We start from the raw sequence: 19,300 nt of genomic DNA, 5'->3' as shown, positions 1-19,300 counted from the left end.
TCTGAGTATTAAAGAAACGGTTAATCAATCAAAAAACAACTTTCTTAACCGTTTCTGAGGAAAATTTTGTAATTTTTATTTACTCAGATTGAGAGGTTTATTATGCTTACCAAATTATTTGGCAATACACTTTTAGCAACAACTTTGGCTTTACCAATAGTACCATTAACTAGCCAAAATGCTTTTGCATTTGATAAACGCGACTTCTTAGTTTACAACAACAATGAGTTAGAAATAACTCAACTGTATGTATCATCAGCAAAGTCTAAATATTGGGGTAGTAATATTCTTGATTCAGATATTGTTGGTGGTTCATTTGACACAATTACATTTAGCAATAATAGCAATCAATGTATGTATGATGTAAAAGCCATTTATAGCGATGGTACTTATGATCTCATGCATCAGGCTAATCTTTGCAGCACCTATGGAATAACTTTTTATGGTCATGGAGGCGACTATCAATAATCTTAATTGAAGATTTCTAAATCGGTCTTTGATGATTGCAGTTAAGTGCAATCATCAAGAGAACTATTATGGTATTTTAATTAAATAATTATATTGTGTTCTCAGCTATAGTCTAAAAACACAATTTTAGAGGTTCTGCTAACATCATGTCTGCTTGATTACTTACAGTAGTTTTTATGTATTTGAACTACATCTGTCGTCAGGGTACAGCAATGCTCATTGGTGTCAACTTAACGCAAAAATGATGTCCCGCAGGGAACTTCAGTTCCTTGCTAATAGCAAAAGTCATCTAAAGATGACTAAATACCCAAAAATCTTTAGTCTACTTCAGTAGACTTTAGCTAAAAGCCAAAAAACTTTAGTTCAAGGTGGGTGATGAAGCCAACAGTTAAGCTATTCCTAGCTTAAGTTGACGACCTATGAGCAATGCTGTGCCCCTACCGCGTGGTATATCTACCTGAAAATAGCTGTAAATACAAGTCCGATATACGAGTATTTTAGCCTCTTAGATACCTGATAACAACTTGCAAAAACTTAGACAATATATTTGACAATTTTTACAAACCATAATATAAACAATGGGTTTCTACCTCCGGTTTCAACAGCTTTTTTTCATCTTATTTTCTTGCATCAGCATCACTCAACTTGCAGCATTTGCCCAATCGACACCCCCATCTGGAATCACAATTCCCCCCAATATTCCGGGAAAAGTGGAAGAAACCATTCCTCAACCATCACCATCACCAAATATTCCTCCCACTCCACCAGCACCAACTGTTCCTATACTCCCATCACCCCAACCGGAAAATCTACCTAATACCACCTTTCCTAGCGGCGAAAGTTTTTTTGTCAAAGAAATTCAAGTTACAGGCTATTCTGTTTTAAAAGATGAAATCATCAAGTTAAAACAACCATTAGAAAATACAAAGATCACATTTGAGCAATTATTGCAACTGCGATCGCAAATCACCAAACTCTACGTTGATAATGGCTATGTTACCAGTGGTGCATTTATTCCCAACAATCAAGATATTGCTAGCGGTGTTGTGCAAATCCAAGTTGTGGAAGGCGAACTTGAAGGAATTTCCATCTTAGGGTTAAAAAGATTGCAAACTGCTTATGTGCGTTCCCGGATTGCACGCTTGGCAGGTAAGCCTTTAAATCAAAAACATCTCGAAGAAGCGTTGCAATTATTACAACTTGACCCTGCCATTAAACGAGTCAATGCCGAGTTAACCGCAGGTAGCACCCCAGGTAACAATATTTTACAGGTAACAATTACCGAAGCGCCAGCATTCCACGCTGGGGTAATATTTGCAAATGACCAATCACCTAGCGTTGGTTCAGAACAAGGGACTGTATTTATTGCCCACGATAATTTATTAGGGTTTGGGGATAAATTCAGTGCTGAATATGCCGCTAGTGAAGGTTTAAACATTTACGATATCAATTATTCTATCCCCTTTAACGCCCTAGATGGAACCATTGGTGTCCGCTACAGTAATAGTGATAGCCGGATTATTGAAAGCAAATTTCGTGATTTAAATATCCGTAGCGAAGCGGAAACCCTTTCTTTTAACGTCCGTCAACCCCTAACTCACACACCAAACAACGAATTTGCTTTAGGTTTAGCATTTGATTTACGGCGCAGTCAAACTTTCATCCTCAATGATATTCCCTTCTCCTTTACTGAAGGGCCTGAAGATGGGAAATCCAGAGTTACGGTAATCCGTTTTTCTCAAGATTGGTTACAACGTAATGCTAACAGTGTTTTAGCGGCGCGATCGCAATTTAGTTTTGGCATCGATGCAATTGATGCAACCGTCAACAATAGTGGTACTGATGGGCGTTTTTTCTCCTGGGTGGGACAATTTCAATGGGTACAACGCCTATCTCCCCGCATTTTGATGCTGGCTAAAGTTAACACTCAACTTACTCCTGATTCCTTACTGTCGCTAGAAAAAATTAGTATTGGGGAGTGGATACAGTGCGCGGCTATCGTCAAAATGAACTTGTTGCTGATAATGGGGTAGTTGGAGGTGTAGAAGTTCGTATTCCCCTAGCATCGAATGTGGAAACTTTACAGCTAATACCCTTTTTTGATATTGGGACAGTTTGGAACAATCGCGGTAGCAACTTCGACCCCCAAACTATTGCTAGCCTGGGTTTAGGTGTAAACTGGCAACCTATTAACGGTTTGGTATTGCGTGCAGATTATGGTATACCATTTGTGGATACTAGCGATCGCGGTACTTCACTACAAGATAATGGCTTTAATTTTTCAATCCGTTATCAGCCATTTTGATATTAAGTCAATCAGCGCTAATATTTCTTTATATATTGGTAAAATTGAAATGCTCTTTCATTAAACCTGATGAGTCAAATCCAAGCCGAAGCAAAAACATTTACTTTCGATGAATTTATCGAATGGTATCCAGAGAACTCAGAACGGCGCTATGAATTACATCATGGGGTAATTGTTGAGATGCCTAAACCCAGAGGCAAGCATTCCCAATTAACAGGCTACCTGATTGAAAAACTATTTATAAATATTAGAGAGATAGCCAAAGGTGATATTTGGTTTATACCTAGAGAATCGATAGTTAAACCTAATAGCAATCAGTCAGGTTACGAACCGGATATCATTGTTCTTAATCAAGAAACTATTGGTAGTGAAACACGTTGGTCAACCGAATCAGTTATTCAAAATGCAACTTCAGTCAAATTAATAGTAGAAGTTGTTAGTATCAATTGGCGTGATGATTACTATGACAAGTTCGGCGACTATGAAGAAATGGGTATTCCCGAATACTGGATTGTAGATTATGCCGGGTTGGGAGGACGCGATTTTATTGGCAACCCTAAACAACCTGCTTTTTTTGTGTGTGAACTAATTGATGGAGAATATGTCAAGAGATTATTCAGGGGGAATGATTTAATTGTCTCCCCCACTTTTCCGAAACTTAACCTAACCGCACAACAAGTTTTTGATTTGTAAAAATCACTATATAGAAATCATATTTAGATTGCCTGAAAAAATAATAAAACTAGCCCTTTCAAGGTGACTCGAAAAATTTCTTTTTTCTCTCTGCGTTCTCTGCGCCTCTGCGGTTTAAAAGTAATTTATTTAACCGCAGACAAAGCGTCTCGCCGCTTCGCGAACGCAAAGGTTTTGTAGCTTTTTCATTCTGTTACATAGTTAGGTTTATTTGTACTGACTTACTTAAGTCTCGATCAATTTGAACATTCTCGACTCAATAACATCTGTCCATTATTCAGCCGATATAGCCCTTGTGGTTCAATAATTGGGTCGCCTTTTTTCCAAGGACGAGACGTAGTTTCAACACCTCTAACCTCACCAGTTGTATAGGTAGAAACCAAAACCCCAGGACGATTGGGAGTCAAAGCACCAGAACCTGTGATGGTAAAAGAGTTTTCTTGTCGTTTAGTACCGCGTGCAATGCAACTATTGGCAATAAGTGTATTGGTGTCGATGACTGGAGATAATTCGGTAAAGCTATTTTGAATGGAACTGGTATCCGGTACATTAACACTAATCACACCTGCAACCCCTAATTCAGAACTCGCAGTAATATCGCTTTTTTCCGTTGGTTTTGTCCGTGCTTCGATACCAAATATACCTTGCGAGTCAATTCGGATATTTCCACCGCGCCCTTCAAAGGCGTTAGCGCTAATGTCGCTATTTTCGTTAGGGATAGCGATGATGAATTTAGCATCTATATTGATGTTACCACCATCACCTCCGGCTTGGGCTGTCCCTGCGGTAGTAGAAATTTGGCTACCATTACGTAGGAGTAAATAATTTTGGGCGATGAGGTTAATGTTTCCTCCTTCACTGCTAGCAGTTTGAGCAGAAATTGCAGCTTTATTGTCAATTGTTAAAGTTCCTGCTTCTATCGTGATATTACCTGCATTGCCAGTACCTTCACTATTTACTGATACTTTTGCAGCATCTCTAAGGGTAATATTAGGAGGGTCAATAAATATACTGCCTCCCTGTCCAGTAGAGCCAACAGTTGTGTTAGCAAAGATTCCGCTTACGGCTCCTTCATTAGTGATAACATCGGTTACTCTGTCTGTTGAGCCAGTGTTTTTGATGCCTTCAGCAGTGCGTGTGAGTCGTTGAGCAAAATTTGGATCGCTACCAGCAATAGTGATATTATCTTTAACATTGAGTCTGATATTACCCGCATTTCCAGCACCACGAGTATTTGTAATTACTTGTCCGCCGTTAAGAGCTTTAAAAGTGTTGGCATTAATTGTGATATCACCGCTTTGACTGTTATTAAAAGTGCTGGCATTGACTATTGCACCGTCTGCGACTTGAAAGTTATCTGTAGTAACTGTAATGTTACCAGCATCGCCGGATGCTCCTCTATCAGTTAAGGTAAATAAACCACTGGAAAAGCCTAATAAGCCACTACCTGATAGTGTCACAAAATCAGAAGCATTGATATGAATGTCGCCAGCTTTTCCTCTGCCACCAGAAAAATTTCCAAATTGTCTAAAAATAGATGTGCCAATTTGTGAACCACTTTCTAAAGCCAAAGTTTTGGTGTTGACATAAATATCACCACCTTTACCTATACCCCCTACAGCCACAGTACTGTTGATAAAGCTGTTATTTGCAAGAAAAATATCATTTGTATCAATTGCGATATTTCCTGCATTGCCATTGCCAAAAGTACTGGAAGATAATACCGCACCATTGCTCAGAGATAACGAGTGGGCATTTAAATTAATATCTCCAGCTTTACCTATACCAGTTGTACCTACTTGCGTAGCGATCGCGCTAACCAAACCATTAGAAGCAAAACCATCAAGGGAAACAGCACCACCAGCAATCACTTTGACATTACCTGCATTTCCTTGTCCATAAGTAGCTGCTTCTATTTGAGAGCCATTTTTGATGCTGATATCATCAGTTGTATTAATTGCAATATTCCCAGCATCACCCTTGGTATAAGTACTGGAAATGAATGCCGCGCCATTGCTTATAGACAAAGCACGGGCATTAATATCAATGTTGCCGCCTTTGCCTTCAGTAACTAATCCAGAATTCCCATTAAATACTTGAGTACTTATACCGCTACCAAGACCATCAAGGGAAATAACACCGCCAGCAGTAACTGAAATATTTCCGGCGTTCCCCCGCCCAGCAGTCAATGCGCCCACTGTAGAGCTATTCGTGATGCTAATATCGTCAGTTGTATTAATTAGAATATTTCCTGCATCACCTACACCAAAAGTCCCGCTCGATACTTGTCCTCCATTACTTACAGAAAGTGACCCAGTTTTGATTTGAATATCTCCACCTTTACCTTCACCGCTAAATAATAAAATAGTTGTCAAACCAGTACCTATGGCACCATCTATTTTCACAGCATCGCGGGCATCAATCGTGATATTGCCAGCATTGCCTTTTCCCAGTATGGCAGTTGATATTTGACCGCCATTTGTTAAGAATAGCGAACCAGTTTTCACCTGGATATTTCCTGCATTGCCATTTTTATATGCAGAAGTGCTTGCATTGCTTGCTAAACCACTGCTAGCTATACCCTCAAAAGTAATAGTGTTTTTCGCATCAAGAAAAATATTACCTGCATTACCTTGCCCACTGCTAATTCCTTGAATCAAACCACCATTTTGAAATAGCAGTGTACCTGCGGTAATGTGAATATTACCACCATTACCAAAAGCATTAGAACCCACAGTGCTAGATACTTGACTATTTAATAGTGGCTCTTGACTTACAAAACCTGCAAAGGTGACATTATCGCGGGCATTGATAGTTATGTTACCTGCATTACCATGTCCATCTGTACCGTTAATTATTTGTGCGCCATTGGTGACAGAGAGTGATCCTGTTGTCACCTGAATATCTCCTCCTCTACCCATACCACCAGTTAATAACTGGCTTTTTAACCCAGTTGATGAATCGAAGACACTACCATTAAACTTGCGAGTTCCAAAACCATCCAAATTAATTGCATCATGAGCATCTACAGTTATATTTCCTGCATTTCCTTTACCAACACTGTCACTAATAATATAAGCTCCATTAGTTAATTTAAAGGTATCAGTTGTTATTTGAATATCACCTGCATTCCCTTCGCCACTAAAGCTTACGCCGTTATTAATATTACTAAAAAAAGTATTTTCATCTTTACTGTCCAAGCTAATATCGCGGGCATTAATAATAATGCTATCAGAGTCACCTTTTCCATAGGTTCTAGCTTCGATTGATGAACTATTTTTAATTTCTAAGGAGTCTGCATTAATAGCAACCTTACCGCCATTACCTACGGCTCCTTTGCCTACGTTAGCCTGAATTCCATTGATAATTCCAGGTGTGGCGTTAGCAAAGGTGACATTACCTCGAACATTGATATTGACATTTCCTCCATTTCCGCGTCCCCCAGGAAGATTATTTGCTGCATCTTCAATATTTGCTAACAACTGAGAATTATCAGCTAAAGAAAGTGATCCAGCAGTAATGTTGATATTGCCACCTTTACCAACAGCGCCAGCACCTATACTACTAGACATCACACCATTGACAAGAGAAACAGAATCAGATGCTTCAATAAAAATATTACCTGCATTACCAGTTCCAGCCGTACTAGTCGCAAGCGTAGCAAGATCGTTTAGTAGCAATGAGCCAGATTTAATGCTGATGTTACCGCCATTCCCCGTGCTTCCCGGAGACACAGCACTGTAAATAATACTACGAGATCCATTTATTGTCCCTGTAATATTCACAGCACCATCCACATCTATATTGACATTACCTGCATCTCCACGCCCAGCAGGTCGATTTAGATTAGTATCTGCTCCACGGATAAAAGTTTGCAGTTGTGATTTATTTTTTAGAGAAAGGGAGCCAGATGTAATGTTAATATCTCCACCCTTACCTATTCCCCCAGCTTCTATGTTGCTAAAAACAGAACTGTATTCAAGAGAGACTGCATCAGGTGTTTGGATAAATATATTGCCGGCATTTCCTATCCCAAAAGTACTGTTCTCTACATAGGAGTTTTTCAGGGAAATCGCTCCCGTTGCACTTAACTTAATATCACCAGCCTGGGTATTGCTATTCCCTAAACCCCTACCGATACCAGCATAAAGAAATGAATTAGACATCTCAAAATTACGGGCATTAATGGCAATATCTCCCCCACCTGCACCAAAAACACTAATAAATGCTTGATTTGAGACAGAGACATCAGCTAGCTGCACATCATTGGGAACATTCAAACTTAATGCATTTCTTGTCGCATTTAGTCCCACATTTCCTGGTGCAGCTAAACCAGCTACCTCGACTCTGCCACCGTTAGCTACCAGCCCACCCCCATCTAAGTTGATATTACCACCAACTAATAGCAAGCTTTGCCCATTAGGTACTCTTAAGCCTGTAACATTCACTCCAATTGGGTTTACTCCTGCGGGTGCTTGGGATTGGTTGATTATTCCCCCACTTTGATTAATCTGATTAAATAACAACGCCGAAGGATTCACAGTCAACAATGGTGCTGCTTGGGGATTTGTCGCACTAAAATTTCCCTGATTGCCAAACTGGACTCCGTTTGCAGTCGTCCCCACAAATGAACCTTGTACATCTAAACTGGCATTTTTCCCAAAGACAATCCCGTTAGGATTTATCAAAAATAAATTTGGGCTAGAATTACCAAATGTCCCTAGTCTCCCCAAAATTTCCGAAGGGTTATTACCTGTCACCCGTGCCAAAATATTCTGGATCTCTGCGCTAGGACTGAAGAAATAAGCCCCACGTCCCTTGCTGATATTAAATTCTTGAAAGCTGTGAAAAAGATTAATTTGGCGAGTTGCACCACCTGTAATTACTTCTATGGGTTGTCCCTGATAGTTACCTATAACTTGCGAGGATTCAACCCCAAGTGTTTTATCGGGTACGATATTACTTTGCTGTGCCTGAATTTTAGCAGTGAAGAGATTTGCACTTAAGTAGCTTACCAACCCTGCCAGTCCAAAGTGCAAACAACTGTGTAATGCGTATTTGATTGTCATAGGGTGCTATTCATCTTGATTATTTGAGTATCTAATAGAACTGCACCTTTAAATCACAAATCAGCAAATATTCATTAATTATGCAGTTTTCTGCAATGAGGCGATGACCTCCGTATAACCATACAGCTAGTGTATCCCCGAACGATCGCATCGGTGCGATCGCACTGCCAATACATTAGACATCTGGTGAAATTAAATATGCGTGATGCAGAACCCTTGTAGAGACGCGATATATCGCGTCTCTACATTCTTTTTCACTCCTATGTCTATTATCTAAAAGTAGGCGTTGCAGAATATAAATATAAATTAGGGCGTAGAGCGAAGGCATCGCCTTCTCCCCAATTCCCAACCATTAATTATATTTTTCTAATAATCATTCTCTATTTTGTGGCATAAATTTAGTGAATGCTGATGATATGTACATAGCAGCATTGATTACTAGGGACTGATTTATGAATAACTCCACCTATAGGCTAGACGATTTCGTTTTAAAATTGCCGATTTCCCAATCAGCTCGCAGAACTGCCCAGGAATTTGCTAACCAACAGCCAAATTCTGAAAAAGCAGAGCAAGTTCGGCTGAATACGCTAGCTGTATGGGTGGTAAATGACTACTTGGAAATGATGGATATTCCTACTAACCTCCAAGCTAGTGATAGTTGGAACCCTATCATGCGTTTTAGTGGAAATGTCGCCGACTTAGAAGTGCCATCAGTTGGTCGTTTGGAGTGTCGCCCCGTCCATTTGCATCAACAAATATGTGCCATTCCTCCAGAAACCTGGGAAGAACGAGTGGGTTATTTAGTAGTTCAATTTGATGAATCACTCCAAGAAGCCAAGCTGCTTGGTTTTATCCCTAGTGTCACAACTGAAACACTGCCTTTAGAAAAACTGCAACCATTGGAAGCCTTTATCGATCACCTGGCTCAACTGCGCCAATCCCAAGTGAATTTAAGTCAGTGGTTTGCTGGTATATTTGAAACAGGTTGGCAGACTATTGAATCCCTATGGAGCGTACCCGAACTTAGACCCGCTTATGCCTTTCGGAGTCCTAAAACTTTAGAACTCAACGTCCTTGACCAACCAGAATCAATTACCAAACGGGCAAAACTGATTGATTTGGGTATCCAAATTCTCAACCAACCCGTTATGTTGATTGTGGAAATCAGCCCAGAAAAGGATCGACAAACCAGTATTCATCTTCAACTGCACGCCACTGGGAATCAAATCTACTTACCACCCGGAGTTCATCTTACCGTTCTAGATAGTTCAGGAGCAGTATTTTTAGATGCTCAATCAAGAAAATTAGATAACTACATTCAATTGCAGTTTCGCGGTGAACCTACAGAGCAATTTAGCGTTAGGGTAGCCATTAATGATACCAGCATTACCGAACATTTTCGGATTTGAAATACCTAGCTATCTTCCTCTTTGTCGGTAATTTATTAAGTGGTAATTGGTTAATTAAAAATTAAAAATTAAAAATTCATCCAACTTTTGGGGATTTTGCAAAAAGTCTGTAAAAGCTTGTGGAGATTGTTATGAGACATTAGAACAGGGCATGATTTTGCACAGGGAGATAGTGACGGTCATGGGTAAGTTAGTGGTTCTGAAATTCGGAGAGGGTAGTTTTGAGCAAGGGTTTGCTGTCACCCTCCAAATTGGTGAAGAACACGAACGGGCTGCAACAGAAATTACAGGGAGGCTGCCTTCATTCCCCGAAATGCCGCTCTATTACAGTCATTGGCAGTCTAGTTACCGACAGATAGGCAGCCGTTATCGCCTCCATGCTGACAAAATGCAGGTGACGAATGTATCAATGGTTCAAGACTGCGAAAACACTTCCCATATTTTACGAGCCCGCTTTAATACCTGGCTGCGAGCAGAAGAGTTTCGCCCTTTGAGGGAAAAATGGTTAGAAAGATTGTCATCCACAGAAGAAGTGCGGGTGATTTTGCAAACAGAAAATAGTCAATTGCAGCTATTACCCTGGCATCTATGGGATTTGTTAGAACGTTATCCCAAGGCGGAAATCGCTCTTTCTTCACCATCCTACGATCGCATTCCCAAGCCACGCCCTTTAAATAAATTAGTCAACATTTTAGCAATTGTGGGCAATAGTCAGGGAATTGACACCCAGGCCGATCAAGCTTTGCTGCAAAAGTGTAATAACGCAGAAGTCAGCTTTCTGGTAGAACCGCCGCGCAAGGAATTAACGGATCAGCTTTGGGGAAAAAACTGGGATATTCTCTTCTTTGCTGGGCACAGTTCCAGTAACAAAAATGGAGAAAGCGGACGAATTTACCTGAATAAAACCGATAGTCTCACTATTGGCGAATTAAAGTACGCTCTCAGAAAAGCCATTGAAAACGGGTTGCAATTAGCAATATTCAACTCCTGTGATGGATTGGGATTAGCGCGAGAACTCGCTGACTTGCAAATTCCTCAAATGATTATCATGCGCGAACCAATCCCAGATCAGGTTGCCAAGGAGTTCTTAAAGTATTTTCTCGAAGGTTTTGCTGGTGGTGAGTCTTTATATCAATCAGTCCGCCAAGCCCGGGAAAGATTGCAAGGACTTGAGGATCGCTTTCCCTGCGCGACTTGGCTACCAATGATTTGCCAAAATCCAGCGCAGATACCACCTACTTGGGATGAATTAAGGTCTACAAAAGTTCAAGAACCACCAAATTTAGCTTTGTCTACCAGACGCAGATTGACAACAACTTTGTTATCTAGTTTGGCGATTACAGCCTTGCTTTCTGGGGTAAGATTAGTGGGATTGCTAGAAAATCTAGAAATTCCAGCCTTTGACCAGATGATGCGATCGCGTCCTTTAGAGAGAACCGATCCCCGAATGCTGGTAATCACAATTGACGATGACGATCTGGCGGTTCAAAGACAAAATAATGAGTCCTTAATTGGAGCTTCCATTTCCGAAAAATCTCTCAACAAACTCCTAGCAAAACTTAATCAATACCAACCCCGCGCCATCGGCTTAGATATCTACCGTGATTTTCCAGCCAAACAACCAGATTTAATTACTCGTCTTCAACAAACTCAGAATTTGGTGGGCGTATGTAAAGGGAGTGATAGCACAGCAAATATCATAGGTATTAAGCCACCACCAGAAATCCCCACAACCAATTTAGGATTCAGTGACTTTATTCACGATTCTGATGGAGTTATCCGGCGGCATCTGCTGTTTATGAACCAGGAGGCGACATCGTTGTGTCCTGCTCGCTTTGCATTCAGTCTACAACTAGCCTTTCGTTATCTGCAACCTTTAGGAATTCAACCAAAGTTCACTCCTGAAGGGAATTTACAACTCGGTAAAACTATTTTTCCCAATCTGAAGCCTCGCACTGGCGGTTATCACCATATTGATGCTAATGGCGGTCAAATTTTACTTAACTACCGCTCTCCCAACCAAATAGTCGAACAGGTGAAGCTAACCCAATTTTTATCTAGTACGGTTAACTCCAGTGCGATCAGAGACAAGATTGTTTTGATTGGTGTAACAGCAAAAGGGGATTCTCAAGATACCTGGGCTACACCTTATGGTGTTCCTTTTCAGGAGCAAATGCCTGGAGTGTTAGTACAAGCCCAAATGGTCAGCCAGATCCTCAGTGCAGTCCAGGATGGGCGGCCATTGCTGCGGGTTTGGTCGTTGTGGGTTGAGGTTATCTGGATTTGGGGCTGGTCTTTGATAGGGGGAGTTTTGGCTTGGCGAAAGCTTTCCTTCCCTTGGTTAGCATTGGTAGTCAGTTTTACCTCTGGTATTTTATATGTAGTTTGCTTTGGTCTGTTAATTTCGGGTGCTTGGGTGCCGTTTATACCATCGGCTTTATCCCTGGTAGCCACGATTGCCTTGATGTCAATTTATAATTCAACAACAAAAGTGCGGGTAGGGAGTGGGCAATGAGAGGATCTTTTTGAGATAAATCTCCAAAGTTTATATATTTAACAAAGGATTTTTATGAAGTCAAATTCACAACCGCTCAAACTGTTTTTAGTAGCCATTTTTAGCTGTACCAATTTACTTGCTAGTCTGACTCCAGCAATAGCGGAACCAACTCTTGGTTCTTCACTTAGCGATGCCTACGCCAGGCTACGCCTACGCTCTGATGCTAAAACAACCCATAATAAAGTCATAACCTTTAATCAACCCGCAATCCCACCCGGCCCCCCTCCTGGAGGTCGCGTCCGGGGTGGAGCGAAGCGCGGAAAGACTAAATGTGAATTTACTAAACTAAACCTGACTGCTTTAGTGGCCTCTACTGAGGAAGCTAACTCAACAATCAATGTCTGGGGAAAGACAACGCTAGAACACCCAAGTTGGTTTTTCTATGTGCCATATACCAAAGATTTTCCTTATCCAGTTGAATTTGTGCTGCAAGATCTGGATTCTAACGAGATTTACAAAAAAGCGATCGCTCTACCAGAGAAACCAGGAGTCATCAGCGTGTCTCTACCTACTACTTCTCCTGGCTTGGCACTAGACAAACAATATCGGTGGTTTTTCACCATTTACTGCGATCGAGATAAGAATTTTCCCCCGATTTACGTCGAAGGGGTAATAAAAAGAGTCGCACTGAATCCAGCCGCAGTCAAAGAGCTAGAAACAACAGAACTTTTAAAGCGTTATGCTATTTATGCCCAAAACGGGATATGGTACGAAGCACTGGCCATACTCGCGCAACTACGTCAGAAAAATCCTCAAGATGCAGCACTAAAAGCAGAGTGGCAGAATTTGTTAGGCAGCGTCCACTTAGATGATATTGCAGCAGAACCGATTATCTCGGAGTAACCTTTTTTATAGCAACATTCAAGCTGACGGTGAAAGCTTTGTAGGACAGTAGTTTTACTTTTTCTATATCATTGATTGTCAATGATATAGAAAAAGTTTTTTCCTTACAAGCAATGACGTATAGTAATGATGGTAAAAAAACGTAATATGTCTGTAAAAATGCGGTATATAAGATGAGTTACTGGATTCTTTATCTCATCCACTTTTAAGTCTGTTCTGTCGCACCTTCAAGGAGTAAAGATTCTTGGAAAAATCTTCCCCAGCTTCATCTATAACTAATCCAGATGTTTCGGCTGGTGCAAATTCACATTCAAGATTGTATATACCATCCCTTGATGGAATAAGAACTATTGCTTTTCTAATTGTTTTTCTATACCATACAGGACTTAAAAACCTTGCTCCAGCAGGCTTCGGTGTAACAGTATTTTTCTTTCTCAGTGGCTACTTAATAACAACTCTTCTTAGGCAAGAGTACGATCGCTATCAGACTTTTGATTTTAAGCTCTTCTATCTCAGACGAATCCTGCGTATTTGGCCGCCATTTTATTTCGTGCTGGGATTAGGAGCTGGCTTAACTGTCTTGGGATTACTTCAGGGGCAAATTGACTTACCGCCCTTCTTAGCTCAGTGTCTGCACTATGGCAACTATTATCGCGTTTTTGTTAGCGAGAATAATGTTACTGTCGGTAGTTGGGTATGTTGGTCTCTAGCTGTCGAAGAACACTTTTATTTCCTTTTTCCACTGCTTTATATAACTCTACGTCAACGGCATGTAAGTTCACGCAGACAAATGCTAATTTTTTGGGTATTATGTTTAGCTGTCTTACTCTGGCGGTGTGTTCTCACTTATGGTTTTGGAGCATCTTTTGATCGTACATATTATGGAACAGATACGCGGCTAGATAGTATTTTATTGGGCTGTGCATTGGCAGTAAATGGTAATCCGATGCTAGATGCACAGCACTATTCTAATAAAGTGTGGAAGTATTTATTTCTGCCGGCAGGACTAAGCTTGATTCTTTTCACATTTATATATCGCTCACTTGATTTTAAACAAACCTTTGCTTTTACCATACAGGGAATTGGGTTATACCCAATCTTTATTACTGCTATTCGCTTTCCCAATTGGGGATTATTCGCAATCCTAAATTTAAAGTGGATGCGCTTTATTGGTGTACTATCTTACTCGCTGTATCTTGTACATAATACTGTGATCTTAGCTGTTGAGATGTATTTACCCCAATTGCATAAAGTTCTACAAGGAGGAATTTCTCTATTAATTTCTTTGGGATTAGCCTATGCGATTCACCAGTTTATAGAGTTTCCATTGGGACAGCTACGCAAAAAGTTTTCACGGGCATGAAGAGAGTAGGGGGAGCAGGGGAAGCAGGGGGATTAAACTAAGCCAGACACTTGGGATGGGGTTTCTACCTACCTTAAGATACAAGGATTTATTCGCGCTACTTGCGGACAAGGTTTTGAACCTTTACTTTTTTATAAAGCACAAAAGACAGCCTTTGCTGAGAGCAAGGCTGTTTAATTTACTAGAAAGGCACTGATTTACAAGTGTTATTAGCAAAAAAATCAGATGAGTAACCCCTACGACGGATTGGTTTTTCCAATCATCTATACTTGGTCTTTCCTGTCAATGCGTAAGTCCTAGAATTGATTAATTAATCTTCTTTTTGCAAAATATCATCATCAATCGGTCGCTCCCGATTAACATCGGGACTATCTGCTGTCCAATTATCATCTCCTTCGGGAGATTCAGAAACCATCACCAACTCAGTCTCTTTTTGATGATTTCCCCATTCATCTAAAACATCTTTAATCAATACTTCTTGCAACCAAATTTTAGCAACAACAGTCAAGGGTAGCGCTAGAAATAATCCTAAAAAGCCAAAGAAAGTGACGAAAAATAGTTGAGCAATTAAGGTGATGGCGGGTAGCAATGAGACTTGATGCGCCATGACAACAGGCGTGATGAAATTGCTCTCAACTTGTTGAATTATAAAGTAGAGAATCAAGACAGCGATCGCTTTCCAAGGTTCATCCAAGAAAGCGATCGCCATTGCTGGGATTACACTCATCGTTGGGCCCAGGTTGGGAATCAAGTTAAAAAATCCCGCTAAAATCGCTAAAGCTAGTGCTGCCTTGACATGCAAAATTGATAAGCCAACCAAACTCATCACCCCTACTACACAAATGGCAATGAAAGCGCCTGTAATCCATCCCTCCAAAGAAACTTCGCACTTATTTAAAATTCCTTCTACCCGCCGCCGATAGAATGAAGGGAAAAGCCGCACAAAGACTTTGCGGTAAGCAAGGGGATCGGCTAACATCATTCCTGTTAAAACCAACACTAGCAAAATCTTGAGAACAACTTCCAAAGAGCCAGATACAAAGGCGAAGGAATTTCCCAGTAAGCGATTGACGAAGGGCTGTGCTTGTTGGATGAGGCTGTTGATATCTGGAATGTAGGGAACCAACTGGTTAGGAATGCGAGTTCTCAAAGCGTCAAGGAAATTATTAAACCGCTCAAATCCTTTTGGAACCTGATTCGTTAGTTCTTGAAACTGCTGGGCAAAGGGTGGCACAATTAGCCAGAAAAAACCCACAATCCCTGCAAAAAAGATAGCTACTGCTAGGAGAACGGCGAATCCACGCTTCATCCCAAAGCGTTGGAAGCGTTTCGCTAGCCGATTTAAGGTGGTGGCTAACACAACTGCGGCAAACATGAGCAAAAGCACTTCCCGAATTTGCCACAGGATGTATAAAGAAAGAACTATGGCGATTAAGCCGATCCATTGACCGAGATTCACAGGCTGACTCCCAACGGTGGGCGAGATGCAATTTTCTTGTAATTCAGCTAGGTTAGCTGATTTTAGTCACTTGTGCGTAGAGGGTTTGAGTTAACTTTGTTTTTGTGCTTGGAATCGCCACAGTAGCGCGATCGCTATAATCACAATCGGTAACAATACTATAATTAGCGCGTTGGTTCCTGTCGCCGGAATTGATAGACTTGGTGCTGCATACTTAATCAATAACGATAACAAGGCTGAGATTAAAAGCAGTTTTAGAACAATTCCTAGTTGATTTTCCATAAAAGTACACCATAAAAATTTTTCTGGATATATATGCATTTGGAATGTACGACCCAGTTTCTAGAATAAACCTACAGATACAATCCTTTTCAACTTTCTCTAGGAAATGCGATCGCTCTTAGCGGAATACAGAGATATTACGAAAAGTATCAAATCAGGATTGCGATCGCTAAGTAGTTGGACAAAAACATTTACAGTCATTGCGAGCGAAGCGTTCGCGAACAGCGTCTCCAAGAGTTGCAATCCCAACCGCAAGCGAATTGCTTCATTACGCTTTGCTTCATTCGCAATGACATTGTGTAATTAATTCTGTACAAGTACTTATTTAGATAGACGAGTCATTTCAAACAACTGCTGGGCATTACTTCCTAAAAAAGCATCGAAAAGGATCTGTTTTTGAGGCTCCACTTCTATTAGATACCTCTGGGCAATTTCATAATAAGCATAAGTCCAAGGAATCTGAATTTCTGCGCCACTGTTATTATCTAACACTGTCACCATTTCTGTTACAGCTTGAGTTGCAGTTTGCCGCAAACCACAAGCAATATTTCCCTCTATCTCTGCTTTCATTGGTACACCCAGGTTAGCCAAACCAGTGGCGGTAGTATCAATGTCTGGATATTCTGGGGTGTTTTGTCCGTTAACGTAGCCTGTAAAGTGGTTAACAGCATATCCGTGCAGCAACACCCAAGCCCCATACTGAGTAATCTGATTCACCTCTTCGACAATAGAACGCTGGGGAGGTAGCCAAGGGCGGGTAAAGACTTGCTGGAGTTGTTTGGCGATAGTTTCAACGTTCTCGTCTTTTTTGAGAAAATTAACAGGTGAGGTCAGTTCGTTTGGAATTGAAGATACTGTTTTAAAGATGAGTTGAGCAATATTAACAGGCAATTCATCGACAATCAACTCACTGATAAAGAGTTTAGGTAAGTTAAATTCCTCTTGTTGCGGATGACGATAATGACGGGCGTACAAATGGGTTTGAGCAAAATTATACTCTCCAGCAGCAACGTAACCCAAAGCTTCGGCAAGTTGTGCGAGGTAGTCAATTCCTAAGTTAACTTCACCCTGTGGACTATCTATTAATAAACGCAAAGACCGAAAGGCGATGTGGTCGTTGGCGACAGTCCCACCGGCAGCAGTTATCATTTGCTGGTAGGTACGGGCATGATTTACTCTGGTGCTGTATTCTTGCCAAAGTAATTTCCATAAATTAAGGGCTATTTCGGGTTTCATAAGTATTGGGAATTGGGAATTGGGCATTGGGTATTGTTGGGCATGGGGCATTGGGCATTGGTTATTCTCATTGTCTCCCTTGTCTCCCTCATCCTCCCCACTCCCCACTCCCTCTTATCTTTTAAAAATTTAAAATCTCACTAATAATTTGAAGGGCTATTTGAATTTGGTCGCTATCGATAACTAGAGGGGGACAGAAACGAATTGCTGCTTTACCGCAACCTAACAATAATAAACCGTGTAAAAATGCTTCTTGGATAATGCGATCGCGCAATTCACGATCTAGATTACCTTGTTCATCCAATAAATCCACCGCAACCATCAAACCTTTACCTCGTGGCAGTGATACTCTCGGAAATTTTTGATGTAACTGGGTAAGACTAGCTTGTAAAAATTCTCCCATCTGGGTAGCATTGGTCATCAAACCACTTTCCAGCAATCGTAGTGTGGCAATACCAGCAGCACAAGCTACGGGATTACCGCCAAAGGTGGTAGCGTGAGAACCGGGAGGCCAAGTCATTAACTCTGGTCTGGCAAGTATTGCTCCTAATGGCAGACCACTGGCGATACCTTTAGCAGTAGTAATAATATCAGGCATCACACCCCAATGCTCGATCGCAAATAAGCGACCAGTCCGCCCCATTCCCGCTTGTACTTCATCCACCACCATCAGAATACCGTGGCGATCGCAAATCTCCCGAATCCGTTTTAAAAAACCATCCTCTGGTACGATATATCCACCCTCTCCTTGAATCGGCTCAACTACGATCGCTGCTACTTCTTGCGGTGGTAAAATTGTCCCAAATAGCTGTTGTTCTAAGTAATCTAAGCTGGCGTGAGTGCCGTAGGGGATATGAGTTACCCCAGGAACTAAAGGGCCAAAATTCTCTCGCTGCACTGCTTTGGAACCCGTGAGAGACATTGCGCCATAAGTGCGTCCGTGAAATGCGCCTAAGAATGCCACAATTAGCGATCGCTTGGTGTAATATCGAGCTAGTTTAATTGCTCCTTCGTTTGACTCTGCCCCGGAATTGGTAAAAAATATTTTTGCGGGGAATGCACTGTTATTCTGTGGTTGAGGAAAAGGGGCGCGAATCGCTAATTGTTCCGCTAATTCTACCATCGGTTCATAATAAAAATCCGTCCCTGACATATGCAGCAGACGCGCCGACTGTTGTTGAATTGCTTTGACGACTTCCGGGTGGGCGTGTCCGGTGGCGGTAACGGCTATACCTGCGGTCATATCTAGAAATATATTTCCGTCCACATCTTCCACCATACAGCCTTGTCCGCGAGATACTACTAAGGGGTAATCGCGAGTATAAGAAGGGGAAGTGACGGCGCGATCGCGTTGTACAATTGCTTGAGCGCGAGGCCCAGGTAAGGAAGTTATTAAATGGGGTTTACGAGGTAAATTTAGGTTAATAGGGATACTTAACATTATTTTTTCTATTTTTTAAAGATTACTGATGATTAAACGCTAAAGTTTGATTGGTTACAGTAGCATTTGATGCCATTGGTATAGTAATTACGCATTTAACGAAAAAGCTTCATAGTAAAGATTTTGGTATTTTGTAAGACTTTGCCCGTTTTTATAACACAACTTCTGCGATCGC

Annotated in this window: 11 protein-coding genes and 1 pseudogene; 7 read left to right on the top strand and 5 right to left on the bottom strand. The window is 41.1% G+C overall.

The features are described from left to right. Positions 1-102: 102 nt before the first annotated feature. The 3 genes and pseudogenes from GTQ43_RS05110 to GTQ43_RS05100 all read left to right on the top strand — a co-directional run bounded on the left by GTQ43_RS05110 (position 103) and on the right by GTQ43_RS05100 (position 3,466). A complete protein-coding gene (locus GTQ43_RS05110; protein ID WP_265271211.1) occupies positions 103-468 on the top strand; it encodes a hypothetical protein in 366 nt (121 codons plus the stop codon). Positions 469-1,046: 578 nt separating this feature from the next. Then, positions 1,047-2,773: pseudogene (locus GTQ43_RS05105) on the top strand (ShlB/FhaC/HecB family hemolysin secretion/activation protein). Between the two features lie 69 nt (positions 2,774-2,842). Next, entirely contained in the window at positions 2,843-3,466 is a 624-nt protein-coding gene (locus GTQ43_RS05100; RefSeq protein ID WP_265271209.1) for a Uma2 family endonuclease, read from the top strand. A gap of 236 nt (positions 3,467-3,702) precedes the next feature. Here the strand turns inward: GTQ43_RS05100 and GTQ43_RS05095 are convergent, their stop codons facing one another. Then, the gene (locus GTQ43_RS05095; protein WP_265271207.1) at positions 3,703-8,535 is read right to left on the bottom strand and encodes a beta strand repeat-containing protein; all 4,833 of its coding nucleotides are present in this window, start codon (positions 8,533-8,535) and stop codon (positions 3,703-3,705) included. A gap of 452 nt (positions 8,536-8,987) precedes the next feature. On the opposite strand from GTQ43_RS05095, the gene GTQ43_RS05090 reads away from it, so the two are divergent. From GTQ43_RS05090 to GTQ43_RS05075, 4 genes are all read left to right on the top strand, one after another. Beyond that, positions 8,988-9,944, top strand: coding sequence for a DUF1822 family protein (locus GTQ43_RS05090; protein ID WP_265271205.1), 957 nt, complete (start codon positions 8,988-8,990; stop codon positions 9,942-9,944). A gap of 181 nt (positions 9,945-10,125) precedes the next feature. Beyond that, on the top strand, positions 10,126-12,459 hold the full coding sequence (locus GTQ43_RS05085) for a CHASE2 domain-containing protein (RefSeq protein ID WP_265271203.1): 2,334 nt from the start codon (positions 10,126-10,128) through the stop codon (positions 12,457-12,459). Positions 12,460-12,513: 54 nt separating this feature from the next. Continuing rightward, on the top strand, positions 12,514-13,344 hold the full coding sequence (locus tag GTQ43_RS05080) for a DUF928 domain-containing protein (protein ID WP_265271201.1): 831 nt from the start codon (positions 12,514-12,516) through the stop codon (positions 13,342-13,344). A gap of 244 nt (positions 13,345-13,588) precedes the next feature. After that, complete coding sequence (locus GTQ43_RS05075; RefSeq protein WP_265271199.1) at positions 13,589-14,707, top strand: acyltransferase family protein; 1,119 nt, start codon at positions 13,589-13,591, stop codon at positions 14,705-14,707. 310 nt (positions 14,708-15,017) lie between these two features. Here the strand turns inward: GTQ43_RS05075 and GTQ43_RS05070 are convergent, their stop codons facing one another. The 4 genes from GTQ43_RS05070 to GTQ43_RS05055 all read right to left on the bottom strand — a co-directional run bounded on the left by GTQ43_RS05070 (position 15,018) and on the right by GTQ43_RS05055 (position 19,125). Next, positions 15,018-16,166 (bottom strand): AI-2E family transporter, encoded by a 1,149-nt coding sequence (locus GTQ43_RS05070; protein WP_265271197.1) that lies wholly within the window; start codon positions 16,164-16,166, stop codon positions 15,018-15,020. 90 nt (positions 16,167-16,256) lie between these two features. Next, positions 16,257-16,448, bottom strand: coding sequence for a hypothetical protein (locus GTQ43_RS05065; RefSeq protein ID WP_265271195.1), 192 nt, complete (start codon positions 16,446-16,448; stop codon positions 16,257-16,259). 321 nt (positions 16,449-16,769) lie between these two features. After that, positions 16,770-17,684 carry a DUF1338 domain-containing protein gene (locus GTQ43_RS05060; RefSeq protein WP_265271194.1) on the bottom strand — a complete coding sequence of 305 codons (915 nt, stop codon included), beginning with the start codon at positions 17,682-17,684 and terminating at the stop codon, positions 16,770-16,772. Positions 17,685-17,805: 121 nt separating this feature from the next. Further along, positions 17,806-19,125 carry an acetyl ornithine aminotransferase family protein gene (locus GTQ43_RS05055; RefSeq protein ID WP_265271192.1) on the bottom strand — a complete coding sequence of 440 codons (1,320 nt, stop codon included), beginning with the start codon at positions 19,123-19,125 and terminating at the stop codon, positions 17,806-17,808. Between the last annotated feature and the right edge of the window lie 175 nt (positions 19,126-19,300).

It is taken from the genome of Nostoc sp. KVJ3 (assembly GCF_026127265.1).
Classification (GTDB): domain Bacteria; phylum Cyanobacteriota; class Cyanobacteriia; order Cyanobacteriales; family Nostocaceae; genus Nostoc.
This window is presented reverse-complemented; position numbering and strand designations above follow the sequence as displayed.

Excerpts from the sequence above, each read along its gene's own strand:
- GTQ43_RS05110 (WP_265271211.1), top strand. The coding sequence starts at position 103 with ATGCTTACCAAATTATTTGGCAATACACTTTTAGCAACAACTTTGGCT.
- GTQ43_RS05100 (WP_265271209.1), top strand. The coding sequence starts at position 2,843 with ATGAGTCAAATCCAAGCCGAAGCAAAAACATTTACTTTCGATGAATTT.
- GTQ43_RS05095 (WP_265271207.1), bottom strand. The coding sequence starts at position 8,535 with ATGACAATCAAATACGCATTACACAGTTGTTTGCACTTTGGACTGGCA.
- GTQ43_RS05090 (WP_265271205.1), top strand. The coding sequence starts at position 8,988 with ATGAATAACTCCACCTATAGGCTAGACGATTTCGTTTTAAAATTGCCG.
- GTQ43_RS05085 (WP_265271203.1), top strand. The coding sequence starts at position 10,126 with ATGGGTAAGTTAGTGGTTCTGAAATTCGGAGAGGGTAGTTTTGAGCAA.
- GTQ43_RS05080 (WP_265271201.1), top strand. The coding sequence starts at position 12,514 with ATGAAGTCAAATTCACAACCGCTCAAACTGTTTTTAGTAGCCATTTTT.
- GTQ43_RS05065 (WP_265271195.1), bottom strand. The coding sequence starts at position 16,448 with ATGGAAAATCAACTAGGAATTGTTCTAAAACTGCTTTTAATCTCAGCC.
- GTQ43_RS05060 (WP_265271194.1), bottom strand. The coding sequence starts at position 17,684 with ATGAAACCCGAAATAGCCCTTAATTTATGGAAATTACTTTGGCAAGAA.
- GTQ43_RS05055 (WP_265271192.1), bottom strand. The coding sequence starts at position 19,125 with ATGTTAAGTATCCCTATTAACCTAAATTTACCTCGTAAACCCCATTTA.